At 71.7% G+C, this 23665-nt stretch carries 22 protein-coding genes; 18 read left to right on the forward strand and 4 right to left on the reverse strand.

All coding sequences use genetic code 11. The features are described from left to right. Window positions 1–72: 72 nt before the first annotated feature. Window positions 73–897: a protein kinase gene (locus ACFV9W_RS02015; RefSeq protein ID WP_385754504.1), complete on the forward strand. Its 825-nt coding sequence runs from the start codon at window positions 73–75 to the stop codon at window positions 895–897. Between the two features lie 69 nt (window positions 898–966). Here the strand turns inward: ACFV9W_RS02015 and ACFV9W_RS02020 are convergent, their stop codons facing one another. Continuing rightward, window positions 967–2769 carry a flavin-containing monooxygenase gene (locus tag ACFV9W_RS02020; RefSeq protein ID WP_385754507.1) on the reverse strand — a complete coding sequence of 601 codons (1803 nt, stop codon included), beginning with the start codon at window positions 2767–2769 and terminating at the stop codon, window positions 967–969. Window positions 2770–2928: 159 nt separating this feature from the next. On the opposite strand from ACFV9W_RS02020, the gene ACFV9W_RS02025 reads away from it, so the two are divergent. Then, window positions 2929–3987: an SDR family NAD(P)-dependent oxidoreductase gene (locus tag ACFV9W_RS02025; RefSeq protein WP_385754508.1), complete on the forward strand. Its 1059-nt coding sequence runs from the start codon at window positions 2929–2931 to the stop codon at window positions 3985–3987. A gap of 48 nt (window positions 3988–4035) precedes the next feature. After that, window positions 4036–5061 (forward strand): SMP-30/gluconolactonase/LRE family protein, encoded by a 1026-nt coding sequence (locus ACFV9W_RS02030; RefSeq protein ID WP_385754510.1) that lies wholly within the window; start codon window positions 4036–4038, stop codon window positions 5059–5061. A 34-nt stretch (window positions 5062–5095) separates the two neighbouring features. Here the strand turns inward: ACFV9W_RS02030 and ACFV9W_RS02035 are convergent, their stop codons facing one another. Next, on the reverse strand, window positions 5096–5674 hold the full coding sequence (locus ACFV9W_RS02035; RefSeq protein WP_385754513.1) for a TetR family transcriptional regulator: 579 nt from the start codon (window positions 5672–5674) through the stop codon (window positions 5096–5098). A gap of 319 nt (window positions 5675–5993) precedes the next feature. On the opposite strand from ACFV9W_RS02035, the gene ACFV9W_RS02040 reads away from it, so the two are divergent. The 7 genes from ACFV9W_RS02040 (at window position 5994) to mnhG (ending at window position 13674) form a co-directional block, all read left to right on the forward strand. After that, window positions 5994–7235 (forward strand): cytochrome P450, encoded by a 1242-nt coding sequence (locus ACFV9W_RS02040; RefSeq protein ID WP_385754516.1) that lies wholly within the window; start codon window positions 5994–5996, stop codon window positions 7233–7235. Between the two features lie 93 nt (window positions 7236–7328). Next, window positions 7329–10223, forward strand: coding sequence for a Na+/H+ antiporter subunit A (locus tag ACFV9W_RS02045; protein ID WP_385754519.1), 2895 nt, complete (start codon window positions 7329–7331; stop codon window positions 10221–10223). Further along, window positions 10220–10813 carry a Na(+)/H(+) antiporter subunit C gene (locus tag ACFV9W_RS02050; RefSeq protein WP_385754522.1) on the forward strand — a complete coding sequence of 198 codons (594 nt, stop codon included), beginning with the start codon at window positions 10220–10222 and terminating at the stop codon, window positions 10811–10813. The genes ACFV9W_RS02045 and ACFV9W_RS02050 overlap by 4 nt, the downstream gene beginning before the upstream one ends. Next, entirely contained in the window at window positions 10810–12402 is a 1593-nt protein-coding gene (locus tag ACFV9W_RS02055) for a Na+/H+ antiporter subunit D (RefSeq protein WP_385754526.1), read from the forward strand. Before ACFV9W_RS02050 ends, ACFV9W_RS02055 begins: the two co-directional genes overlap by 4 nt. After that, entirely contained in the window at window positions 12399–12998 is a 600-nt protein-coding gene (locus ACFV9W_RS02060; protein ID WP_385754529.1) for a Na+/H+ antiporter subunit E, read from the forward strand. Before ACFV9W_RS02055 ends, ACFV9W_RS02060 begins: the two co-directional genes overlap by 4 nt. Further along, the gene (locus ACFV9W_RS02065) at window positions 12995–13333 is read left to right on the forward strand and encodes a monovalent cation/H+ antiporter complex subunit F (protein ID WP_385754532.1); all 339 of its coding nucleotides are present in this window, start codon (window positions 12995–12997) and stop codon (window positions 13331–13333) included. The genes ACFV9W_RS02060 and ACFV9W_RS02065 overlap by 4 nt, the downstream gene beginning before the upstream one ends. After that, complete coding sequence (mnhG, locus tag ACFV9W_RS02070) at window positions 13330–13674, forward strand: monovalent cation/H(+) antiporter subunit G (protein WP_385754535.1); 345 nt, start codon at window positions 13330–13332, stop codon at window positions 13672–13674. The genes ACFV9W_RS02065 and mnhG overlap by 4 nt, the downstream gene beginning before the upstream one ends. Window positions 13675–13761: 87 nt before the next feature. Here mnhG and ACFV9W_RS02075 read toward each other — a convergent pair whose 3' ends face one another. Further along, window positions 13762–14667: a LysR family transcriptional regulator gene (locus ACFV9W_RS02075; RefSeq protein ID WP_385754538.1), complete on the reverse strand. Its 906-nt coding sequence runs from the start codon at window positions 14665–14667 to the stop codon at window positions 13762–13764. A gap of 139 nt (window positions 14668–14806) precedes the next feature. Here ACFV9W_RS02075 and ACFV9W_RS02080 point away from each other — a divergent pair, with 139 nt between their 5' ends. From ACFV9W_RS02080 to ACFV9W_RS02110, 7 genes are read left to right on the forward strand one after another with little or no spacing between them, the layout of a single operon-like run. Continuing rightward, complete coding sequence (locus ACFV9W_RS02080) at window positions 14807–15808, forward strand: fumarylacetoacetate hydrolase family protein (protein WP_385754904.1); 1002 nt, start codon at window positions 14807–14809, stop codon at window positions 15806–15808. Then, entirely contained in the window at window positions 15805–16767 is a 963-nt protein-coding gene (locus ACFV9W_RS02085) for a cyclase family protein (RefSeq protein WP_385754541.1), read from the forward strand. Before ACFV9W_RS02080 ends, ACFV9W_RS02085 begins: the two co-directional genes overlap by 4 nt. 35 nt (window positions 16768–16802) lie before the next feature. Beyond that, complete coding sequence (locus ACFV9W_RS02090) at window positions 16803–17933, forward strand: FAD-dependent oxidoreductase (RefSeq protein ID WP_385754544.1); 1131 nt, start codon at window positions 16803–16805, stop codon at window positions 17931–17933. After that, window positions 17930–18943 carry an amidohydrolase family protein gene (locus ACFV9W_RS02095; RefSeq protein ID WP_385754547.1) on the forward strand — a complete coding sequence of 338 codons (1014 nt, stop codon included), beginning with the start codon at window positions 17930–17932 and terminating at the stop codon, window positions 18941–18943. The genes ACFV9W_RS02090 and ACFV9W_RS02095 overlap by 4 nt, the downstream gene beginning before the upstream one ends. A gap of 6 nt (window positions 18944–18949) precedes the next feature. Continuing rightward, window positions 18950–19885 (forward strand): VOC family protein, encoded by a 936-nt coding sequence (locus ACFV9W_RS02100; RefSeq protein ID WP_385754549.1) that lies wholly within the window; start codon window positions 18950–18952, stop codon window positions 19883–19885. 28 nt (window positions 19886–19913) lie between these two features. Further along, the gene (locus tag ACFV9W_RS02105; protein WP_385754552.1) at window positions 19914–20885 is read left to right on the forward strand and encodes a fumarylacetoacetate hydrolase family protein; all 972 of its coding nucleotides are present in this window, start codon (window positions 19914–19916) and stop codon (window positions 20883–20885) included. Beyond that, a complete protein-coding gene (locus tag ACFV9W_RS02110) occupies window positions 20882–21628 on the forward strand; it encodes an SDR family NAD(P)-dependent oxidoreductase (protein WP_385754554.1) in 747 nt (248 codons plus the stop codon). Before ACFV9W_RS02105 ends, ACFV9W_RS02110 begins: the two co-directional genes overlap by 4 nt. Here ACFV9W_RS02110 and ACFV9W_RS02115 read toward each other — a convergent pair. Next, entirely contained in the window at window positions 21617–22396 is a 780-nt protein-coding gene (locus ACFV9W_RS02115) for an AraC family transcriptional regulator (RefSeq protein ID WP_385754556.1), read from the reverse strand. The genes ACFV9W_RS02110 and ACFV9W_RS02115 overlap by 12 nt on opposite strands. Window positions 22397–22450: 54 nt before the next feature. Here ACFV9W_RS02115 and ACFV9W_RS02120 point away from each other — a divergent pair, with 54 nt between their 5' ends. After that, window positions 22451–23644 carry an MFS transporter gene (locus ACFV9W_RS02120; RefSeq protein ID WP_385754558.1) on the forward strand — a complete coding sequence of 398 codons (1194 nt, stop codon included), beginning with the start codon at window positions 22451–22453 and terminating at the stop codon, window positions 23642–23644. Window positions 23645–23665 lie beyond the last annotated feature (21 nt).

The raw sequence follows: 23665 nt of genomic DNA on the forward strand, positions 1-23665 counted from the left end.
ACGGCGAGGATTTTGCCCAGTGCGACTCGGACGACGGTCGCGACTACGGCATCTGAAAAGGACCGCACCTCCGTGCAGCTTCCCGACCAGATCACGAACTCGCTCCCTCCCATCGTCGAGGCCGCACGCGTCGCCAACCGGCGCGGCTCGACACTGTGGGACGTCCGGACCGACATGGCTCGCTACGCGGTCAAGCTGGGGTACCCGATCGCTGCGACCGACGAACATTCTGGCCAGCCATGGACCGCGCTCGCGCCCGGACGGGAAGCGGCCGTCCTCCAACACCTCGGCGCCCCGGTGCCCACTGGTAGGTGGGAGAGGGGTACATGGTGCATCCAGCCGTGGCACGAGGGACCCGATCTGCAACAGCTCTGGGAGAGGCATCGCGTGGACGGCTCGGCGCCCAGCGTGGTGACGGCACTGGAGTGCGCCAGCGCTCTCGCACGCCTCCACGCTGAAGGCTGGGCGCACGGCGACGTACAGCCGATGCACTTCCTGATCGGCCCCTGGCGCACCCACCTCATCGACCTTGCCCTTGCTCAGGGCAAGCCCCTCCCCGAGGAGGTCGACTTTCCGCACCGGGGCTGCCTCGTCCACTACGAGGCTCCCGAACTGTCGAGACAGGTACTCGAAGAAGGGCAGGCATCACCGACCCAGGCGAGCGATGTCTACGGCCTCGGTGCGAGCCTGCTGATGGCTGCCCGGCAACGGCGTGCCGTCATCTACCCCGACGACGCTCCCAGGGACGAACAGCGCCGGGCCGTCGTCGAGGGAAACCGGAGACCAGTGAACATCGAGGGGGCGTTCGGCGAGCTGGTCGAGCAGATGCTCGCCTACAAGCCCGCCGAACGCCCCACCCTCCAGGAGGTCATCGAGGCCATGCGGGAGATGCTCTGACGGCCGGCGGCAGTAGACGAGAAAAAGCACCGCCCAGCAGCCGCCGCAAGGCAGACCGCGAGCGTTGCCTCACCCCTTCTTCCGCAGCACCTCCCCCACCCTCTCCTCCCGCCACTTCCGCAGCAGTTCGTGGAAGGCCACCGCGCCATGCGGGTACGCGTTCGGGCCGTTCGGGCGGCCGCGGCCCTCGCGGTTGTAGTAGCCGGGGGTGCATTCCGCGTGGAACCACTCGTGGTCGGGGGCGCCATGGGAGCACGTTGCGCGCCAGGCGGCGACCGCTTCCGAGGATGGTTCCAGGAGTGCGTCGTCGCGCTCGGCGGCTGCGACCAACGCCGCGGCGTGGATGGCCTGTTCGTCCAGGATGTGGCTGAAGTTGACGCTGGAGGAGTTCTGCATCGGGCCCAGTTGGATCAGGTTGGGGAAGCCGGGGGTCGTGAAGCCGTGGAGGGTGCGGGGGCCGAACTCGGCCAGGGTGGAGAGGAGTTGGAGGCCGTTGCGGCCTGTTACCGGGAGTTTGCCGGATGTGACGCCGGAGACGCCGACCGAGAAGCCCGTCGCGAAGATCAGGCAGTCGATCTCGTACTCGACGCCGCCGACGACCACCCCGCGTTCCGTCATCCGCTCGATGCCGTGGGTGTCCGCCGTGTCGACGAGTGTCACGTTCTCGCGGTTGAAGGCGGGGAGGTACAGGTCGGAGAACGTAGGGCGTTTGCAGGCGTAGCGGTACCAGGGCTTGAGGGCCTCGGCGGTGGCCGGGTCGGTGACCTCCGCGGCGACGCGGTCGCGGATCTGGTTCATCGTGGCGTGGTCGGCGGCCTCGTACGCCGCCTCGAAGTCCGGTTCGCCGTCGCGACGGAAGCTCGGGAGGAGCTTTTCGAGGAGGGCCGCTGATTCCGTCCAGCGGTCGGCCACCAGGTCGCGGTCCGCGTCCTCTCCCGAGACGATCCGCAGGAAGTTCTCGCGGCGTTCGCCCGCCCAGCCCGGCCTGTCCGCCCCGACGTCCTGCGGGGTCATGCGGCGCTGACCGCGCGTGTCGACGGCGGACGGCGTGCGCTGGAAGACGTACAACTGGCCGGCGTCCTCGGCCAGTTTGGGGATGGCCTGAACGCCCGTGGCGCCCGTGCCGACGACGCCGACGCGCTTGTCCGCGAGGCCCGTCATGCCGCCCTCGGGGCCGCCGCCGGTGTAGCCGTAGTCCCAGCGCGAGGTGTGGAAGGTGTGGCCCTTGAAGTCCTCGATGCCGGGGATGCCGGGCAGCTTGGGCTCGGAGAGGGTGCCGGTCGCGGTGACGACGTACGTGGCGTGGAACGCGTCGCCGCGGTCGGTTGCGACGAGCCACTGGTGGGCGGACTCGTCCCACGTCAGGGCGGTGACCGCCGTCGAGAAGAGGGCGTTCTCGTACAGGTCGAAGTGCTCGGCCATGCGCACCGCGTGGCGTCGGATCTCGTCGCCCGGCGCGTACTTCCACTCGGGTACGTAGCCGGTCTCGTCCAGCATCGGCAGGTAGACGTGTGCCTCGATGTCGCAGTGGATGCCGGGATAGCGGTTCCAGTACCAGGTGCCGCCGAAGTCGCCGCCCTGCTCGACCACCCGAACCTTCGCCACGCCCTGCTGCCGCATCCGCGCGCCCGCCAGGATGCCGCCGAACCCGCCGCCGACGATCGCGACGTCCACCGTGTCGCGCAGCGGCTCGCGCTCAGGGATCTCGCCCGCGTACGGGTCGGCGGCGAAGTAGCCGAACTCGGCGGTCGTGGAACGGTATTGGGCCGTGGCGTCGGGGCGGACACGGCGCTCGCGTTCAGCGCGGTAGCGCTCGCGCAGCTCCGCCGTCTCCTGCGGGGTGGGGGGCGTGGCGCACTTCGGCAGGGTCATGCGACGGCTTCCTCTCGTGGGGGGGGCATGCGGCGGAGGGACGCCCTCGCTGGGACTTCCGGACCGTCACGGGTACCGTAACCCAACAACCGGACAACATTGTCCGGTAGGGGGCGGGTGCGGCCCGACCCCGACGTGACCCGACGCGAAAGGCCCTCGATGTCGAACCTCACCCCCGCCTCCCCGCTGCGCGACTGGCTCGCCGATCCGGCCGCCGGACAGATCCTGCGCGGCATGCTCGCCTCGCAGGGGCAGAGCGAGGAGGCCCTGGCCCCCGCGCTCGGTCTGCCGTTGGAGCAGCTCGTGAAGATGTCCGGCGGGAAGTTCCCCTCGGAACTGGTGGATGTGCTGGTCACCGCCGCCCGGACCGGTGAGATACCGGAGGGTCTGCCCACCGCTCCCCCGGCCCCGGCCGCCACCGCCGCGACGGAGCCGGGCATCGAGATCGGCACCCCCGAGCCGTGGACCGAGCAGCTCACCTCCGGACGGTTCGCCGGCCAGACCGTCATCGTCACCGGCGCCGCCTCCGGCATCGGCCGGGCCGTCGCCTCGCGCGTCGTGCGCGAGGGCGGTCGGGTCGTCGCCGTCGACGTGTCGGGCGACAAACTGGCCGACGTGGCAGCGGAGTTGGGCGAGGCGCTCGTGCCGGTCACCGCGGACATCACCGAGCCCACGGCCGCCGACACCGTGCTCGCCGCCGCGGGCGGGCGCGTCGACGCGCTGGCGAACGTCGCGGGCGTGATGGACGACGACGCCGCCGTGCACGAGGTCGACGACAAGATCTGGCAGCGCGTCATGCGCATCAACGTCGACGGACCCATGTACCTGATGCGCGCCGTCGTACCGGGCATGCTCGCGGCGGGCGGCGGCCGGATCGTGAACATCGTGTCCGAGGCGGCGCTGCGCGGCTCGGCGGCCGGCGCCGCGTACACGACGTCGAAGCACGCCCTCGTCGGGCTGACGAAGTCCTCGGCGTACCAGTACGCGGGTACGGGAGTTCAGGTCAACGCGGTCGCGCCGGGCGCCGTCGCCACCGGTATTCAGGTACCGGCGGGCGCGCCCTACGGTTCGGCGCGCACCGCGAAGATGCGGGTGGCGATCCCCGGTCTCGCGATGGCGGAGGAACTGGCGGCGTCCGTCACGTTCCTGCTCAGCCGCGACGCGGTGAACCTCAACGGGGTCGTGCTGCCGTCGGACGGGGGCTGGTCGGTGGCCTGAAGTACCCGGACCTGCCCCCCCCATCCCCGTACGGAAGGTGCACCCCACATGCCCGCCAGAACGCACACGCTCGCCGCTGTCGCCGCCCTCGGCCTCCTCGCCCTCACCGGCTGCGGCACCGAGAAGGCCGGCGCCTCCTCCGACGCCCACCCCGCCTCCGGCGAGGGACACACCATCCGCGCCACCCAGCTCTCCCACGTCACCACCCCGCACCAAGCCACCGGCATGACACTCCTCGAAGGGCCGGTCCTCGCCAAGGACGGTGACCTGCGACTCGTCGACGTCACCGCCCCTCCCGGCGAGCCCAAGGTGATCTCCGTCGACGTGAAGACCGGTGACCACAAGGGCGTCTACACGGACAAGACCGGCGCCTACACCTCCGCGCAGATCAGCCCGCACGACGGCCGCGTGCATCTGACGGAGTACCAGTCGGGCGACATCGTCAGCATCGCGCAGGACGGCTCGGACCCGCGGACGTTCTTCTCCGGCAAGGTCGACGGGTCCCCGATGAACCCCGACGACATCGCGTTCGACGACGACGGCAATCTCTACGTCAGCGATCTGCACGGCATGAAGACGGGCGAGGCCGAGGGCCGCATCGTGCGCATCGACCGCGACGGCGAGAAGACCACCATCCTCGCCGACAAGCTCGCGCACCCCAACGGTGTGATGTTCGACCCCGAGCAGAAGGGCCTGTGGATCAGCGAGCTGGCCACGGACACCGTCTCGTATCTGCTGCTCGACGCCGACAAGACCACGGTGACCACTCAGCACGAGGCCATCCACGTCGACGGCGGCGTCGCGCAGACGGACTCCATCGCCGTGGACGCCGAGGGCAACCTCTACCAGGCGCTGCACGGCCGGCCCGCCATGGCGGTCTTCAGCAAGTACGGCGAACGTCTCGGCACGGTGGAGGTGCCCGCGAAGGAGGCCAAGGGCCTGCAGTCGGCGACGAATGTCGCGATCACGCCGGGCGGCCGGGCCGCGTACATGACGGTCAGCGGGCCGCAGGGCGGGTACGTCTACGAGTTCGACGCGCTGGCCAAGGGCATCCGCCTGTCCAACGGCGGCTGACGCCCGGCCCTCCGCCGGCGACGGCGGCTGACGCTCAGCCCTCCGCCAGGTCGACGGACCGCAGCGGCCCCACCTCGACGCCAAGCAGCCCCCAGGCCGCGAGTGCCAGCCGCTCGCGCTCGGCGAGAGTGGGGCCCGCGACCGCGCCGGAGACCATCGCGATGGCGAGCATCAACTCGTCGGCGGACCGCCCGCGCCCGGCGGACGTGCACCCGTCGAGCACGCCGCGCACCCGCGCCGACAGCTCCCGGCCCTGCTCGTCGGCCCCGCGTACGCGCAGCAGGTCGACGAAGGCGGTGGAGCGGGTGATGTGCCAGGTGACGACGCCGAGCACGGACGTGAGGGTGGCGTCCGGCTCGGCGGCGGCCGTCTCGATCTGCCGCACGTTCTCGTCGAGCACCGCCGAGGCCAGGGCCATCCGGTCGGCGAAGTGCCGGTACAGGCTCCCCTGCCCGACGCCGGCCCGGCGCGCGACCGTCGACAGCGGCGCGTTCAGCCCCTGCTCCGCGAAGACCTCGCGGGCGGCGGCGATGAGGGCGGCGCGATTGCGGGCGGCGACCCGCCGGCCTTGGTTGGCCGGGCGGGCCCGGTCGGGCTCGGAGGGGTTCGTCACGTTGGCAGCGTAATGCAGTGCAATATCCGGTCAGCGAGGAGGAAGTCCATGTCCAAGCCTGTGGTGGTCGCCATGGGTGTCGGTGGCATCCCGGCATCGGCGGCCCTTCGAGCCCCAGCGCCGGACACCACCTTCGAGCCCCGGCGCCGACTGAGCCAATCAAGCCCCTGCGGCGCTTGAGCAGCGGGGTCCGGGGCGGAGCCCCGAGGCGTAGGAACGGCTCTCGCAACCAGCCCCCGCATGGCCGAGAAGCACCCCTGGACGCGCCGACGCCCCGGCAGGAGGCTCAGTGGCGAACCCTCCCCACCAAGGAGCAGCCATGGCCGACGAACCGGTCCTCACCCTCGACCCCACCGCCTCCGACCACCACGCCGAACACCGCGCCCTGCGCGCCCGCGGCCCCGCCAGCCGCGTCGACCTGCTCGGTGTCACCGCCTGGTCCGTCTCCGACCCCGCGCTCCTCAAGGAACTCCTCACCAGCCCGCACATCTCCAAGAACGCCCGCGCCCACTGGCCTGGATTCGCCGACGCGCTCGCGACCTGGCCACTCGCGCTGTGGGTGGCCGTCGACAACATGTTCACCGCGTACGGCAGCGATCACCGCCGCCTGCGCCGCATGATCGCCCCCGCCTTCTCGGCCCGCCGCGTCACGGCCTTACAGGCGGACATCGAAACGCTCGTCACCGGCATCCTCGACGCGCTCGACGCCCTCCCCGCCGGCACGGTCGTCGACCTGCGCGAGCGTCTGGCCTACCCGCTGCCGATCGCCGTGGTCAGCCGTCTGATGGGGGTGCCGGAGGAGCACCGGGAGCAGTTCCGCACGCTGGTGGACCGGGTGTTCGCCACCACGCTCTCCGCCGAGGAGGCCGCGAAGAACACGGCCGCCGTCTACGACCTCCTGGACGAGCTCATCGCGTCCAAGCGGGCCCGGCCGGGGGACGACATGACGTCGCTGCTCATCGCGACCCGCGACGAGGAGGGCGACGGCGGCAAGCTGTCCGACGTCGAACTGCGCGACACGCTGCTGCTGATGATCAGCGCCGGTTACGAGACGACCGTCAACGTCATCGACCAGGCCGTCACCTCGCTGCTCTCCGACCCGGCCCAGCTCGCCCATGTCAGGACCGGCCGCTGCACCTGGCACGACATCGTCGAGGAGACCCTGCGCCACGAACCCGCGGTCAAGCACCTCCCGCTGCGCTACGCGCTCCAGGACGTCCCGCTCCCGGACGGCCAGGTGATCAGGACCGGTGACGCGATCCTCGCCTCGTACGCCGCCGCCAACCGGCACCCCTCGCTGCACGGCGACACCGCCGACGCGTTCGACGCCACCCGCCCCTCCAAGGAACACCTCGCGTTCGGCCATGGTGTGCACTTCTGCCTCGGCGCCCCGCTCGCCCGCCTGGAGGTCGAGACCGCCCTGCGCATGCTGTTCGACCGGTTCCCCGGCATCGAGCTCGCCGTCCCCGTGACGGACCTGGCGCCGTCGCCGACGCTGATCAGCAACGGGCACACCTCCCTCCCCGTACGCCTCAAGCCTGACGGGGCCGGTCGGCACTGACGAAGCACGGCGCCCCGCCCCGTAACGGACCGGGTGGGGCTCCCCCGGCGCGCCCCACCCGGCGTACGCCTTTTCACCCGATATGTATCGTGTATGACCGCACTGGTCCTCGCACACTTCGTCGTCGCGCTCTGCGCTGCCCCGCTGATCCACCGGGTGGGGTCCCGCGCGTTCGTGCTGCTCGCGCTGCCGCCGGCCGCCGCCCTCGGGTGGGCGCTGTCCCGCTGGGGCGAGGTGAGCGGCGGCGGGGCGAGCGAGGAGGCCTGGTGGTGGATCAGGGACTACGACGTCGAGATCGCGTTCAGGCTCGACGCGCTGTCCCTGGTCATGGTGCTGCTCGCGGCCGGCATCGGGGCGCTCGTGCTGCTGTACTGCGTGCGCTACTTCGACGGCGGCGCCCGGCAGTTGGGCTCGTTCGGCGGCAACCTCCTCGCGTTCGCGGGCGCGATGCTCGGGCTCGTCCTGGCCGACGACCTCATGACGCTCTACCTGTTCTGGGAACTCACCACCGTCCTGTCGTTCCTGCTCATCGGCTACGACAGCGAGAAACGCGCCAGCCGCCGCTGCGCGCTGCAGGCGCTGACGGTGACCTCGGTCGGCGGGCTCGCGATGTTCGTCGGATTCCTGATGCTGGGTCACCTGGCGGGCACGTACCGGATCTCGCACATCCTCCAGTCGCCGCCCGCCGCGAGCGGCACCCTGTCGGCCGCGCTCGCCCTGATCCTGTGCGGGGCGCTCGCCAAGTCGGCGATCTGGCCCCTGAGCATGTGGCTGCCGAACGCGATGGCGGCGCCCACCCCCGTCAGCGCCTATCTGCACGCCGCCGCGATGGTGAAGGCGGGCGTGTATCTGGTGGCGCGATTCGCTCCCGCGTTCGCCGATGTCGCGCCGTGGCGGCCCGTGCTCCTCACCCTGGGCGCGCTGACGATGCTGCTCGGCGGGTGGCGCGCGCTGCGGCTGAACGACCTCAAACTGGTGCTCGCCTACGGGACCGTCAGCCAGCTCGGCTTCCTCGTGGTGCTCGCGGGCGCCGGTTCGTACAACGCCGCGCTCGCCGCCATCGCGATGCTGCTCGGGCACGCGCTGTTCAAGGCGCCGCTGTTCCTCGTGACGGGGATCGTCGACCACGCGAGTGGCACCCGTGACCTGAGACGGCTCTCGGGGGTGGGGCGGCGGCTCCCGTGGGTGGCGGGCACCGCCGTCCTCGCGGGCGCGTCGATGGCGGCGCTGCCGCCGCTGCTCGGGTTCGCCGCGAAGGAGGCCGCGTTCGACGCGCTGCTGCACGGCAGTGTGGGCGACCGGTGGGTACTCGCCTGCATCGTCGTCGGCTCCGCGCTCACCACCGCGTACACCCTGCGCTTCCTGTGGGGCGCGTTCGCGCGCAAGCCCGGGGTCGCCGACACCCCCGTGCACCGCGTCGGCGTCGCCTTCCTCGCGCCGCCCGCGCTGCTCGCCCTCGCCGGGCTGGTGCTCGGTCCGGGCATCGACTGGACGTCACACCTCTTCGAGCAGTACGCGAAGCAGTACCCGGTCCCCGCACACCCCTACCACCTGGCGCTCTGGCACGGATTCGGCACGGCGCTCGGCCTGTCCGTGCTCGCGTGGGCGGGCGGCGCGGTGCTGTTCCTGGCGCGGGAGCCGGTGGTGGGGCTCGGGCGGCGGTTCGCCTGGCCGAAGGCGGACGAGGCGTTCGGCCGCACCGTCCTCGGCCTCGAACGCTCCGCCCTCCAGATCACCGGCGCGGTCCAGAAGGGCTCGCTGCCCTCGTACGTGGCGACCGTCCTTGGTGTCATGTTCGTCGGGCTGATCGCTGTCCTCGCCACCGACCGGCCCTGGCACGGCACACCCGCACCGCGCCTGTGGGACCACCCGATGCAGGCGGGCGTCGGCGCGCTGACCTGTGCGTGCGCACTGATGTGTCTGGTGGTGCAGCGGCGCATGAAGGCGGCGGTGCTCGCGGGCCTGACCGGGTACGGCACGGCGCTCCTGTACGTCGTGCAGGGCGCGCCCGACCTGGCGCTCACCCAGTTCGGCGTGGAGACGGTGTCGACCGTGGTGCTCGTCCTCGTTCTGCGGCGCCTCCCGGTGTTCTTCGGTGACACGCAGCGGACCTGGCGCTGGGGTGTGAGCATGCTGCTCGCGCTCGGCAGCAGCGTGGCGGTGGCGTGCGCGGTGTGGCTCGCGACGGGTGCGCGCACCGCCGAGCCCGCGGGCGCGGCGCACATCGAGGAGACGGCACACCACGGCCTCAAGGACGTCGTCGCGACGATCCTCGTGGACTTCCGGGCCTGGGACACCATGGGCGAGTCGGCCGTCCTCGCCGTCGCCGTCCTCGGTGTCACCAGCCTGCTGTACGTGCACCGGCGCCAGGGCCGGGCGACCGCGCCGCCGCCCCGGCTGCCGGGCGGGGTGACCGCCTGGTCGCTGGCCACCTCGAAGCTGAAGGTGCCCGCCAAGTACCAGCAGGGCGCGCCGGAACGCAGCTGGCTGGTGGCCGGTGACACCCTCGCGCCGGAACACCGCTCGGTCGTCTTCGAGGTGGTCGCCCGGCTCGTGTTCCACCCGATCCTGATGCTGTCGGTGTACCTGCTGCTGTGCGCGGAGAACCTGCCGGGCGGCGGATTCGTCGGCGGGCTCGTCGCCGGGGTCGCGCTGACGATCCGTTATCTGGCGGGCGGGCGGCACGAGTTGACGGTCGCGGCGCCGGTCCATCCGGGCTTCTTCACCGGGCTCGGCCTGACCCTTTCGACGACGGTCGCACTCGGCGGGCTCGCCGACGGCACGGTGCTGCACGGCTGGACCTGGCACGGACACCTGCCGCTGATCGGCGACTGGCACGCGGGCACCGCCGTCATCTTCGACCTCGGGGTGTACCTGCTGGTCCTCGGGGTGGTCCTGGACGTCGTCCGGGCGCTCGGCTCGAAGATCGACCAGCAGACCGAGTACAGGGCGAGTCTCGCGCTCGCCGGGGAGGCCCAGAACTCGTGACCGTCAGTCTCACCCTGCTGGTCTGCGCGGTCGTGCTGACCAGCGCAGGCGGGATCCTCATCCACACGCGCAGCCTCACCCGGGTCCTGGTCGGCATCATCGTGTGCGGCAACGGCGTCAATCTCTTCGTCCTCGCCTCGACGGGCGCGGCCGGGTTCCCACCGCTGCTCTACCCGGGCGTCGACGCGGCCAGGATCACCGATCCGCTGCCGCAGGCCATCATCCTCACCGCCGTCGTCATCACCCTCGCCACCACGGCGTTCGTGCTGGCGATGGCGTACCGCAGCAGCCAGCTGACCGGTTCGGACTTCGTGCCGGACGACGTCGCGGACCGGCGGGTCGTGCTGCGCGCGGAGATCGCCGCCGAGCGGGCCGAGCTGCGCGAGATCCACCGCGGCGAGGGCCCGAGCGCCTGGCGGGACGAACGCCGCGAGCAGCGCCGCAGGCTGCGCGCCGACCGCGCCTACCAGGCGCGTGCCCGGGACGCGGACGGCGACCTGTGGGACGACGTGCTCGGCGCGGACCCGCCGGGGTCGAGCCCCGCCGACCCGGCCGATCCCACCGAGACCCGCCCGGAGGAGACCCGGTGAACTCCCTCGTCCCGCTGCCCGTCGTGCTGCCCCTGGTGGTGTGCGGGCTGACCCTGTTCATCGGGCCGCGGCTGCGCTGGCTGCACCGGCTCATCACCGTCGGGGTGCTCGCGGCGGTCGTCGCGGTCGATGTCGTCCTGCTCGTCGAGGCCGACCGCACGGGCCCGCTCGTCGTGCACCTCGGCGACTTCGGGCCGCCGCTCGGTGTCACCCTGGTCGCCGACCGGCTCGCCGCGCTGATGCTCCTGGTGTCGGGCGCCGTCACCTTCATCGTCCTGATCTACGCGATGAGCCAGGGCATGGCCGACCGCGAGGAGCGGGCACCGATCGCCGTGTTCCACCCGGCGTACCTGGTCCTGGTCGCCGGGGTGTCGCTCACCTTCCTCGCGGGCGACCTCGTGAACCTCTACGTCGGCTTCGAGATCATGCTGATGGCCAGCTTCGTGCTGCTCACGGTGGGCGCCACGGAGCCACGGGTGCGCGCCGGATCGACGTACGTCGTCGTCTCCCTCGTCTCGTCCCTGGTGTTCCTGTGCGGGATCGCCGTGACCTACGCGGCGGTGGGCACCGTCAACTTCGCGCAGCTCGCCCAGCGGATGCCCGAACTCCCGCTGGGGGTGAGCACGTTGGCGGAGGTGCTGCTGCTCACGGTGTTCGGGGTGAAGGCGGCGGCGTTCCCCGTCGCGGCGTGGCTGCCCGACTCGTACCCGACGGCGCCCGCACCGGTGACGGCCGTGTTCGCCGGCCTTCTCACCAAGGTCGGCGTGTACTCGATGATCCGCGCGGACACGTTGTTCTTCCCGGGCAACCGGCTCTCGGGAGCGCTGATGGCGGTGGCGTTCGCCTCGATGATCATCGGCATTCTCGGCGCGGTCGCCCAGACCGACCTCAAGCGTCTGCTGTCCTTCACCCTCGTCAGCCACATCGGCTTCATGCTGTACGGGCTCGCGCTCGGCACCCCGGGCGGCATCGGCGGCGCCATCGTCTACACGGCGCACCACATCACCGTACAGACGACCCTGTTCCTGGCAGCAGGACTGCTCGAAAAGCGCTACGGCACAACGGAGTTGACCCGCCTCGGCGGCACCATGCGCTCGGCGCCACTGCTCGCCGCGCTCTGGTTCGTGCCCGCCATGAACCTCGCCGGGATCCCACCCCTGTCCGGGTTCCTCGGCAAGCTGGGCCTGATGCGGGCGGGCGCGGCGGCCGGCGGCGCGTGGTCGTACACACTGCTCGCCGCGGCCGCCGTGACGAGCCTGCTGACGCTGTACGTGATGGCGAAGGTGTGGAACCTGGTGTTCTGGCGGGCCGCCCCCGCCCAGCCGCCGTCCGAGGACGACGTGCTGGAGGAGAGCGACGATCCCGACTCGGCGCCGGAGGACAGCGGTGGCGGCGGCGCGGTGGCGACCGCCGTGAGCGTACGCACCACCATGCGGGTCCCCCGCGTCATGACCGCTGCGACGGCCGCCGCGGTCGCCCTCGGCCTCTCCTACACCCTGCTGGCCACCCCGCTGACCGGCCTCGCCGACCGCTCGGCCGCCGAACTCCTCGCCCGTACGCCCTACGTAGAGGCGGTGCTCGACCAGTGAACTCCTCCGGACACAGGACCCGTTGGCGCCGCATCGACCTGCCGCTGATCGCCTGGCTCACGGTCATCTGGACGCTGCTGTGGACCGGCCTCAGCTGGGGCAACGTCATCAGCGGCGTCGTCGTCGCGGTCCTGCTCTGCCTGGTCTTCCCGCTGCCCGCCGTCGAACTCGACCTGCGGCTGCGCCCGGTCGGCATCGTCCGGCTCGCCGGCTACCTCCTGTACGACATGACCTCGTCCACGGTCACCGTGACCTGGCAGACACTGCGCGGAAAGCCGGGGCCCGCCGCCGTGATCGCGGTCCCGCTGCGCTGCCGCACCGACCTGATGATCGCGGCGACCGCCGTCGCCGTGTCCAGCGTCCCCGGCGGCGCGCTCGTGGAGGTCAACGGCTCCACCGCCACCCTGTTCCTGCACGTCGTGCACGCCGACGACCCGCGGGCGGTGGACCGGGCCCGCGCCGACGTGCGGCGCCTGGAGACCCTCGTCGTACGGGCCTTCGGAACGCGCGAGGAGATCGCGCGGCTCACGGATTCCGAGCCGCCGGAGACACCTCGCGGTCCCGAGACTTCCGAGGAAAGGCCGCCCGACGCATGAAGCTGGCCAACGACATCCTGCTCAACGGCGCGCTGGTGCTGATCGTCCTGGCCGGCGCGCTGCTGCTGGTGCGGATCTGGCGGGGACCCTCGATGCTGGACCGGGCCGTGTCGGTCGACATCGCGGCGGTGCTCATCATCGCCGGGATCGGGGTCAACGCCGCCATCACACGCACCAGTTACTACCTGTCGATCATGTTGGTGATCGCCTTCCTCGGCTTCACGAGTTCCGTGGCCATCGCCCGCTTCATCGCGGCACGTGACCGGCCGGGCATCCGGCCGAGGTCCGGCGCCATCTCCCTCAAGAAGAACCAAGGCCCCAAGGAGCGCCCGTGAACTGGCACGACGTCACCGATCTCGCCGGGTCCGCGCTGCTGTTCCTCGGCGCGGCGGTCTGTCTGACCGGCGTCATCGGCATGCTGCGGCTGCCCGACGTGCTGACCCGCAGCCACGCCGCGACCAATCCGCAGACCCTCGGCATGCTGCTGCTGGTTGCGGGCGTCGCCCTGCGTCTGCGCTCGGGCGTCGACCTGGGCACGCTCGCGCTGGTCGCCTTCTTCCAACTCCTGACCAGCGCGGTCGCGGCCCACTTGGTGGCTCGGGCCGCGTATCGCACGGGCCAGGTCGGCGAGGCCGCGCTGCTGCGGGACGAGCTGGCGTCGGCGCCACGGCAGTGACCTCTCCGCTCCCTCAGGCGGCGGGCCGGACGCGGACGGGCAGGGCGTCCCGATGCCCGTAGCCATGTCCTCACCCGGCCATCATCGTCAAGAGGCGACCTCCGCACCGATCTCCTCGGCCACCTCCCTGAGCCAGATGTGCGTCGGGTCGTGCGTGTGCACGGGGTGCCACCACAGGGCTTCCTGGAGCGGCACCGACTCGTAGGGCGGTGCCATGATGCGGACCGGGGCCGCCGAGCCAAGCAGTTCGGCGAGGCGGCGCTGGACGAGCGCGATGCGGTCGGTGCCCGCGACCAGGAAGGGCAGCATCGCGAAGTGGTCGACGGAGACCTCCACGCGGGGTTCGATGCCGAGCATGCCCAACTGGCGTACGGCCGGGGCGTCGTAGGTGCGCTGGTACGTGACCCAGGGCAACCGCGAGAGGTCGTCCAGGGTGAGGCGCTCGCCGACCTCGTCGTTGCTGTCGGCCACCAGGAACACCCACTCGTCGGCGAACAGGTCGGTGCGTGGCATGTCGCTGACGACGCCGTGCGGCATCAGCAGCCCGTCCGTGGTGCTGAGCAGCACACCGAGGTCCTCGACGACGGTGGGCGGTGTCCGGGTGAAGCGGAGCCTGACGTGCGGCGCCTCGGTGTGGATGCGGCGGGCGAGGGCGGTGCCGAAGACGGCGACGGCGTAGTCGGAGGCCATCAGCGTGAACGTGCGGCTCTCGGTGGCGGGGTCGAAGTCGGCCTGGCTGCTGAAGAGGCGTTCCAGGAGGTCGTACGCGGTCGAGGTGCGCTCGAGGAGGACCTGGCCGAGGGCGGTGAGTTCGTACTGGCCGCCGTTGCGGGCGAGGAGTTCGTCGCCGAAGTGGCGGCGCAGCCGGGACAGGGCCGCGCTCATGGCGGGCTGGCTGAGGCCGACGCGCTGGCCTGCCCGTGTCACGTTGCGTTCCTCGAGGAGGGCGCGGAGGGCGACGACGAGGTTGAGGTCCAGGCGGGACAGGTTCACGGCGGGTCCTAGGGGGCTCGACGGCGGCTGCGGCCACTCTACGACGGGCATCCGTCGGGTGGATGCAAGGCATTCACACAATCTATTTCCCTGATCGGGGGTGGAGGGGTGAGATTGGACCTGACGCCGTCTGGAGGACATACCTGTGAAATCTGAAGCAGCTGCCCCGCTCTTCGCCGGTCCCTACGCCCTGGGGACGCTGTCCGACGCCGAACGCCCCGTGTTCCCGGCCCTTGTCCGCAGCGACGGCGCGGTCGTCGATCTGCGCGCCGCGCTCGACGACACCCGCCTCACCATGCTCGAAGTCCTCGACCGGTGGCAGGAGTTGGAGCCGCGCTTCGCCGCCCTCGCGGCCGGGGCCCCGGCGGACAGGCCCACTGTCGACGCGTTCCGGGTGCACGCCCCGATCGCGCCCCGCCAGGTGCTGCAGTCGGGTGCCAACTACCGGCAGCACGTCATCGATCTGCACGTCGCGCACAAGGCCCCGGGCGACGAGCGCCCCGAGGACGAGCGGCGCGCCGAGGCCGCGGAGATCATGGACCGCCGGGCCGCCGACGACCTGCCGTACGTGTTCATCGGCCTGCCGGGCGCGATCACCGGCCCGTACGACGAGGTCACGCTGCCCGCCTGGGCCGAGAAGCCGGACTGGGAGCTGGAGTTGGCGGCCGTCGTCGGCCGACCCGCGCACCGGGTGTCGGTCGAGGAGGCCCTGGAGTACGTCGCCGGGTACACGATCGCCAACGACCTCACGGACCGTGCCACGGTCTTCCGCCGCGACATGCCGCAGATCGGCACGGACTGGCTGCGCAGCAAGAACGCGCCCGGGTTCACCCCGCTGGGGCCGTGGATCGTGCCGGCGTCCTCCGTCGGTGACACCTCGGATCTTCAGCTCACCCTGAAGCTGAACGGCGAGACCATGCAGAACGAGTCCACCAAGGACATGATCTTCAACGTGGCCCGCATGGTGTCCTACGCCTCGCAGTGCGTCGAACTCCGGCCGGGTGACCTGGTGTTGACGGGATCGCCCGCCGGTAATGGCATGCACTGGGGGCGGCTGCTGCGCGACGGCGACGTGATGGACGGCTCCATCACAGGCCTCGGCGCCCAGCGCACCCACTGCGTCGCGGAGGTGGCGCGGTGACCCTGGACAGGAACGACCCCGAGGGCGCGATCGCCGAGGCAGCCAAGTCGTACTCGAACTGGGGGCGTTGGGGCGAGGACGACGTGCTCGGCACGCTCAACTTCCTCGACGAGGCCAAGCGGCGCGAGGGTGCGGCGCTCGTGCGGCGCGGTGCCAGCTTCTCGCTGTCGCAGCGCTTCGACATGGACGGCCCGCAGAAGGGCTGGCGGAGGCGCACCAACCCGGTGCACACCATGCTCGACACCGGCACCGATGCCGCGCTCGCCAACCAGGGCTTTCCGCACGGGATGGGCGGCGCCGACGACGTCATCGCGATGCCGCTCCAGTGCTCCACGCAGTGGGACGGACTGGGCCACATCTTCGACCACGGCAAGGCGTGGAACGGCCGCGACGCGGCCCGCACCGTCACCTCCGACGGCGACCTGGTGACCGGCATCGAGCACATGGCCGCACACGTCGCGGGGCGTGGCGTCCTGCTGGACGTGGGCCGTGTCGTCGGCGAGGACGGCGAACTGCCCGACGGCTTCGCCATCACCGAGGACCACTTGGCCGCGACCGCCGAGGCGCATGGTGTGGCGGTCGGCCGGGGCGACATCGTGGTCGTGCGCACCGGGCGGCTCGCCCGCGCCCGCCGCGAGGGCTGGGGCGAGTACGCGGGCGGCCCGGCGCCCGGCCTGTCGTTCACCTCGGCGGGCTGGCTGCACCGTACGGAGATCGCGGCGATCGCCACGGACACCTGGGGCTTCGAGGTGCGGCCCAACGAGTTCGAGCACGCCTTCCAGCCGCTGCACCAGGTCGCGATCCCCAACATGGGGCTGCTGATCGGCGAGATGTGGGACCTGGACGCGCTCGCGGAGGACTGCGTGCGCGACGGTGTGTACGAGTTCTGGCTGGCCGCCCCGCCGCTGCCGATCACCGGCGCTGTGGGCTCCCCGGTCAATCCCGTCGCCGTCAAGTGAGCCTCAACGGCCTTGAGGAACAGAGGAGTTCCCCTATGAGCACACCCCGTACCGTCCTCGTCATCGGTGGCGGCGCGGCCGGCAACGCGGCGACGATCCTGCTGCGCCGCGCCGGGATCGCGGTCGACCTGATCGAGGCGAAGGACGACTGGAACGCCACCGCGGGGTCCGGCATCACCCTCCAGGGCAACGCGCTGCGTGTGCTGCGCGAGCTGGGCGTGTGGGACCAGGTGGAGAAGTCCGGGTACGGATTCGGCGCGGTCGGCATCACCGCCCCCGACGGCACCGTCCTGCACGTCGCCGAGGACCTGCGCACCGGCGGCGACGAGCTGCCCGCGACCGTCGGCATGCAGCGCCCGCAGTTGCAGGGCATCCTCATCGACGCGGTGCGCGCGAGCGGCGCCACCGTGCGGCTCGGCGTCCGCGCCGAGACTCTCGACCAGGACGCGGACGGAGTCACCGTCCGCCTCACCGACGGCAGCACGCACCGCTACGACCTCGTGATCGCCGCCGACGGTCTGGGTTCCGCGACCCGCGCCGCCATCGGCATCACGGACCGGCCCGAGCCCACCGGCATGGCCATCTGGCGGGTCGCCACCCCGCGCCCGGCCGCGCTGACCCGCACCGACCTCGCGTACGGCGGCCCCGCGTACATCGCGGGCTACTGCCCGACAAGCGAGTCCACGATCTACGCGTACGTCGTGGAGGCCAACCGCGACCGCGCGACGATCCCGGCGGACTCCTACGCGGACGAGATGCGCCGCCTGGCCTCGGCCTACGGCGGCCACTGGCCGGAGATCACCGCGCACATCACCGACCCGGCGCAGGTCAACTACACGTGGTTCGACCGGATGCTGGTCGAGGGCTCCTGGCACCGCGGCCGCGTCGTGCTGGTCGGCGACGCCGCCCACTGCTGCCCGCCGACCCTCGCCCAGGGCGCGGCCCTGTCCATGGAGGACGCCTGGGTGCTCACCCAGATGCTGACCGCCTCCGACACCTGGGACGACGCGCTCTTCCAGGCGTACTACGAGCGACGCATCACTCGCGTGCGGCCCGTGGTGGAGGCGTCCGTCCAGCTCGGCCAGTGGCAGCTCGACGGGGTCCGCGACGCCGACGTGCCCGGCCTGATGGGCCGCACCATGACCATGCTGCGGGAGCTGCCGTGACGACACCGACGACACCACACCCCACCATCGATGTGCACGCCCACATCCTGCTTCCGGAAATCGAGCAACTCGTCTCCGGTGAGCCGGGGTTGGAGCAGGCGCGGGAGCTGGAAGCCCGCCGCAACGGCCCGGACGCGCTCGCCGTGAGCGGTGCCATGATCCGCGAGCGGTTCGCCCGGCTCACCGATGTCACCGCCCGCCTCTCCGTCATGGACGAGCAGGGCGTGGACATCCAGCTGGTCAGCCCGTCGCCTTCGCACTACCACTACTGGGCCGGGGCGGAGACCGCCGAGAAGGTGTACCGCCTTGCGCACGAGTCGGTGGCCGCGCACTGCGCGAAGTCCCCAACCCGACTGCGCGGCCTCGGACTTGTGCCACTCCAGCACCCCGATCTCGCGGTCGAAGCACTCGACCACGCCCTGGCCTCCGGGCTCCTGGGCGTCGAGCTGTCCAGCCACGCCCCGGGACGCGAACTCTCCGACCCCGCGTACGAGCCGCTGTGGGCGCGGGCCGCCGAGACGGGGGCGCTGCTGTTCCTGCACCCGTTCGGCTGCACGCTCGACGAGCGGCTCGACCAGTGGTACCTGTCCAACAGCGTGGGCCAGCCGACCGAGAACGCGGTCGCCCTCTCCCACCTCATCTTCTCCGGCGTCCTCGACCGCCACCCCGGCCTGCGGATCGTCGCGGCGCACGGCGGCGGCTACCTGCCCACGCACATCGGCCGCGCCGACCACGCGTGGGCGGCGCGCGCGGACGCCTCGGCGGGCTGCGACCAGCGCCCGAGCAGCTACCTGCGGCGCCTGTACTTCGACTCACTCGTCCACGACCCGTACGTACTGCGGGAGTTGGTGCGCGCGGCCGGGCCCGACCGGGTGCTGCTCGGCTCCGACTACCCCTTCGACATGGGCAGCGAGGACCCGCTCGGCGCCCTGCGCGCCGCCGGGCTGCCCACCGTCGACTTCGACGCCATCCGGGGCGGCACCGCCGCCGCCCTCCTCCGGAAGGACTGATCAGCCATGACCCGCCTGCTCACCCACCTCCGCCATGTCGACCTGGCCGTACCCGACTACGACAAGCAGCTCGACTTCTACTCCGGCGTCTGGGGCCTCACCAAGGTCGCCGAGGACTCCGGCATCTCTTTCCTGGCCGCCGAGGGCTCCCCGGAGCAGTATGTCGTCCGGCTCCGCAAGGCGGAGGAGAAGCGCCTCGACCTCGTCTCGTACGGGGCGGCGAACCCGGCCGACGTCGACACGCTCGCCGAGCAACTCCTTGCTGGTGGCGTTCAGTTGATCTCCCAGCCCGGCAAGGTCGACACTCCCGGCGGCGGCTACGGCTTCCGCTTCTTCGACGTCGACGGGCGCACCATCGAGGTCTCCACGGACGTCGAGGTGCGACAGCACCGCAAGATCGAGGAGAAGGAGGCCATCCCGGTCAAGCTCTCCCACGTCGTCCTCAACTCGCCCGACCTGAACAGGACCCGGGAGTGGTACGAGCGCCACCTCGGCTTCGCCCTGTCCGACACCCTGTCGTCGCCGCACATGGGCGAGGTCATGCACTTCATGCGGATCTCCAACCAGCACCACTCGATGGCGATCGCGCAGGGCCCGCACACCGCGCTGCACCATGTGTCGTTCGAGATGCGCGGCCTGGACGAGTACATGCGCGGCTCGGGACGTGTCATGCGGGCGGGCTTCAAGAAGATCTGGGGCCCCGGCCGGCACATGGCCGGTGACAACACGTTCACGTACTTCCTGGACCCGCACGGCAACACCGTCGAGTACACGACGGAGCTGGAGGAGCTCGACGAGGACACCTGGCACCCGCACGTCTACGACTTCTCGCAGCCCGAGGTCACCGACCAGTGGGGCACGGCCAACGCGATGAACGAGCTGATCGCCAAGGAGTCGTTCAACGACCCCGACCGCGGTGTGTTCGTCGCCCCGCCGGTCTGAGCCGCCCGCACCGCCCCCAGGAGTCCCCATGCGCTTCGCCACCTACACGTACGAACACGAGACACATGTCGCCGCCGTCGCGGACGACGGCACCCTGCACCCGCTTCCCGGCACCCGGTCTCTGACGGAGGTCATCACGGCGGGTTCCGGACTGCCCGACCTGCTGGCCCTCGGGCAGGCGGCCCTCGACACACCACCCGGCCCGCACGTCTCCGACGTCCGGCTCCACGCACCTCTCCAGCCGCCCTCCCTACGGGACTTCGTCACGTTTGAGGAGCACGTCGAGGGGGTGCGCCGCTCCGTCGACGGGGTGTCGGGGGTGCCCGAGCAGTGGTACGCGGCGCCGACGTTCTACTTCTCCAACCCGCATGCCGTGTACGGGCCGGGCGACGACATCCCGATGCCGCCCGGCTCGGCGGTGCTCGACTTCGAGCTGGAGGTGGGCGCCGTCATCGGCCGCGAGGGCCGCGACCTCACCCCCGAGCAGGCCCGCGACCACATCATCGGCTACACGGTGTTCAACGACTGGTCCGCCCGCGACCTCCAGTCCGCCGAGATGAAGGTCGGCCTCGGCCCCTGCAAGGGCAAGGACACCGCGACCACGCTCGGCCCGTACCTGGTGACCGCCGACGAACTCGACCCGTACCGCGACGAGGAGGGCCTGCTGCGGCTTTCCCTCACCGCCGAGGTCAACGGGGAGGTCGTCGGCAAGGACCTGCTGTCCAACATGAGCTGGACCTTCGAGGAGATGGTGGCATACGCCTCGCGCGGCACCCGCGTGGTCCCCGGTGACCTCCTCGGCTCCGGCACCTGCGGCAACGGCGGCTGCCTCGCCGAACTCTGGGGCGTACGGGGTGAGCAGACACCGCCGCCGCTGAAGCCCGGCGACACCGTCTCGCTGACCGTGGAGGGCATCGGCACCGTCACGAACACCGTGGTCGCCGGCGCCGCGCCGCTCCCGCTGCCGACCGGGCGCCGCCGCTCGCGGGAGCGCCCGTGACCGGGTCCACGTCGCCATCCGGCCTCGCCGGCAAGGTGGTTGTGGTCACCGGCGCGGCACAGGGGCAGGGCGCCGCCGAGGTGGCGGCGCTCGCCTCCGCGGGCGCCCGGGTCGTCGCGACCGACATCCAGGAGGGCCCGGGCTGCCGCGCCCTCGATGTCACCGACCCGAAGGCCTGGGCGACCCTCGCGGCCGAACTCCGTGACACCTACGGGGAGGTGCACGGGCTGGTCAACAACGCGGGCATCACCTGGCGTGCCCGGCTCGGGGACGTACGGCCCGAGGACTTCGAGCGCGTGCACACGGTGAATGTCACCGGGCCGCTCCTGGGCATGCAGCACCTGAGTCCGTTGATGCCACCGGGGTCCGCGATCGTCAACGTGGGCTCGTCGGCCGCGCTGACGGCGCACTATCCGGTGGCGTACACGGCCAGCAAATGGGGCCTTCGCGGGCTCTCGCAGGCCGCCGCCCTGGAACTCGGCCCGCTCGGCATCCGGGTCAACACCGTCCACCCCGGCTACATCGAGACGGAGATGACGGCGTCCGCGGCGCCCACGTTCCGCGAGGCGAACCTCCGCGAGACACCACTCGGCCGCACCGGTGGTGTCGAGGAGATCGCCCCGCTCGTGATGTTCCTGCTTTCGGACGCGGCCTCGTTCATCACCGGCGCCGAGATCCCGGTCGACGGAGGGCTCACCGCCCACGGAGGCGTCAAGTCGATCTCGGACGCGCTACGGCCCTGACGGGCCCCCATGCGCACGCGGCGCGTGCGAACCCGGCGTGTGTCCGAACGCGCGCCGGAACACATCGATGAACGCACTAGTCGACGACCAGCCGCACAGGTTCGCCACCGTCGTCACCGGTGTGCGGTCCGCGAGCAGGATCAGCGCGTGGTGCAGGCGCAGTTGGGTGCGCCACTGCGGGAACGTCATGCCGAGGTCGGCGCGGAAGAGCCGGGACAGGGTGCGGTCGGACGCTCCGACCTCCCGGCCGAGTTCGGTCAGCGTGCGGCGGTCGGCCGGGTCCGCGTGCAGGAGGTCGCACACCGAGCGGAGCAGGGGATCGGTCGGTGTCGGCAGGTGCAGCGGCTGCTGCGGTGACAGCTTGAGCTGGTCGAGCAACACCGCACGCAGCCGCGCCTGTTGGGGGCCTTCGGCCTCGGGCGTGCGCGTGTACTCGACGATCAGCTCGCGCAGCAGCGGGCCGACGGCGAGCACGGCCGGGGTGTCGAGGCCGAGCGGGTTCTCGGTCGCGGGCAGGCCCACGAAGTGCAACTCCACGTTGCCGTGGGCCTGATGGGCGTGCACGGTGTCGGCGGGGACCCACAGGGCACGCGTGCCGGGCGCGACCCACGACCCGGCGTCGGTGGTGACGGCGACGACGCCCCGGCCCGCGTAGACGATCTGGTGGTCGTCGTGCCGGTGCGCGTCGATCTCGGCGCCGTGCGGCATGTGTCTCGTGTACGTGGGAGCCACGGGGGTGTGCCGGACGGCGTGGCGGTTCTTCGGCATTGTCTGGCAGGTTATCGGAAGCGGGACAGCTGGCCCGCTCGCGACGATGGCCCGGTGCGAAAGAACACCTCCATTCCTCTGCTTTCTGTCGGGCACGCCTGCGTGGACGTCTACCAGGGCGCCGTCGCCTCGCTCGTGCCGTACTTCGTCGCCGAACGCGCCTACAGCTACGCCGCCGTGTCCGGCATCGTCCTCGCGGCCTCGCTCCTTTCGTCGGTGGCCCAGCCGGTCTTCGGCCTGCTCACGGACCGTCGGGCGATGCCGTGGCTGCTGCCGGTGAGCACCCTGCTGGCGGGCGTGGGCATCGCGCTGAGCGGCGTGAGCGATTCGTACGCGGTCACGCTCGCCGTCGTCGCGGTGTCCGGGATCGGGGTGGCCGCCTACCACCCGGAGTCGGCGCGGGTGGCCCGGCTCGCGAGCCGCGGCAGCCACAGCGCGATGGCCTGGTTCTCGCTCGGCGGCAACGTCGGTTTCGCGCTGGCCCCGCTCCTGGTCGCCGCCGCGGTCGCCGCGGGCGGGCTGCGGTTCACTCCCCTGCTGGTGCTGCCCGCGGCGGCCGGCGCCGCGATCTGCCTGCCGGTGCTGCGCGCGCTGGGCCACCGCGAGAACACCTCGTCCGCCACCACGCAGGCCCCCGCCAGGGACGACGTTCCGGCGTTCGTCCGCCTGTCGCTCGCGGTGGTGTGCCGCTCCATCGTCTTCACCGGCCTGAGCACCTTCGTCTCCCTGTACGCGACGCAGCGCATGGGCGGCAGCGAGGCGGCGGGCACGGCGGCGTTGTTCGTGCTCTACGTGGGCGGCGCGGTCGGCAGCGTCTTGGGCGGCGCCCTCGCGGGCCGCTGGGACCGGGTCACCGTGTCGCGCTGGTCGTACCTGCTGACGGCCGCGTCGGTGGCGGGCGTGGTGTGGGTGCCGGGCCCGGTGCTCTACGCCTTCCTCGCGCTCACCTCGGCCGGCCTGTACGTGCCGTTCTCGCTGCAAGTCACCCTCGGGCAGGACTACCTCCCCTCGCGGGTCGGCACGGCGAGCGGCATCACGCTCGGTCTCACGGTGAGCATCGGCGGCCTGGCGAGCCCCCTCATCGGCGCGGTCGCCGACCAGACGTCGCTGCGCACGGCCCTGACCCCGCTCATCCTGATGCCGCTGCTGAGCTGGCTGCTGTTCCGGACGCTGCCGGAGCCGACGGGTACCGCACCCGACGGCTCCGGTAAGGACGCACCGCTGCCGCGGGCCGGCGTGCCCCGTTGATGTCGACGCACGGGGGCCGTA

The organism is Streptomyces sp. NPDC059897 (assembly GCF_042730865.1).
Lineage (GTDB): Bacteria > Actinomycetota > Actinomycetes > Streptomycetales > Streptomycetaceae > Streptomyces.

Excerpts from the sequence above, each read along its gene's own strand:
- ACFV9W_RS02040 (WP_385754516.1), top strand. The coding sequence starts at position 5,994 with ATGGCCGACGAACCGGTCCTCACCCTCGACCCCACCGCCTCCGACCAC.
- ACFV9W_RS02115 (WP_385754556.1), bottom strand. The coding sequence starts at position 22,396 with ATGCCGAAGAACCGCCACGCCGTCCGGCACACCCCCGTGGCTCCCACG.
- ACFV9W_RS02065 (WP_385754532.1), top strand. The coding sequence starts at position 12,995 with ATGAAGCTGGCCAACGACATCCTGCTCAACGGCGCGCTGGTGCTGATC.
- ACFV9W_RS02045 (WP_385754519.1), top strand. The coding sequence starts at position 7,329 with ATGACCGCACTGGTCCTCGCACACTTCGTCGTCGCGCTCTGCGCTGCC.
- ACFV9W_RS02090 (WP_385754544.1), top strand. The coding sequence starts at position 16,803 with ATGAGCACACCCCGTACCGTCCTCGTCATCGGTGGCGGCGCGGCCGGC.
- ACFV9W_RS02100 (WP_385754549.1), top strand. The coding sequence starts at position 18,950 with ATGACCCGCCTGCTCACCCACCTCCGCCATGTCGACCTGGCCGTACCC.
- ACFV9W_RS02030 (WP_385754510.1), top strand. The coding sequence starts at position 4,036 with ATGCCCGCCAGAACGCACACGCTCGCCGCTGTCGCCGCCCTCGGCCTC.
- ACFV9W_RS02025 (WP_385754508.1), top strand. The coding sequence starts at position 2,929 with ATGTCGAACCTCACCCCCGCCTCCCCGCTGCGCGACTGGCTCGCCGAT.
- ACFV9W_RS02105 (WP_385754552.1), top strand. The coding sequence starts at position 19,914 with ATGCGCTTCGCCACCTACACGTACGAACACGAGACACATGTCGCCGCC.
- ACFV9W_RS02020 (WP_385754507.1), bottom strand. The coding sequence starts at position 2,769 with ATGACCCTGCCGAAGTGCGCCACGCCCCCCACCCCGCAGGAGACGGCG.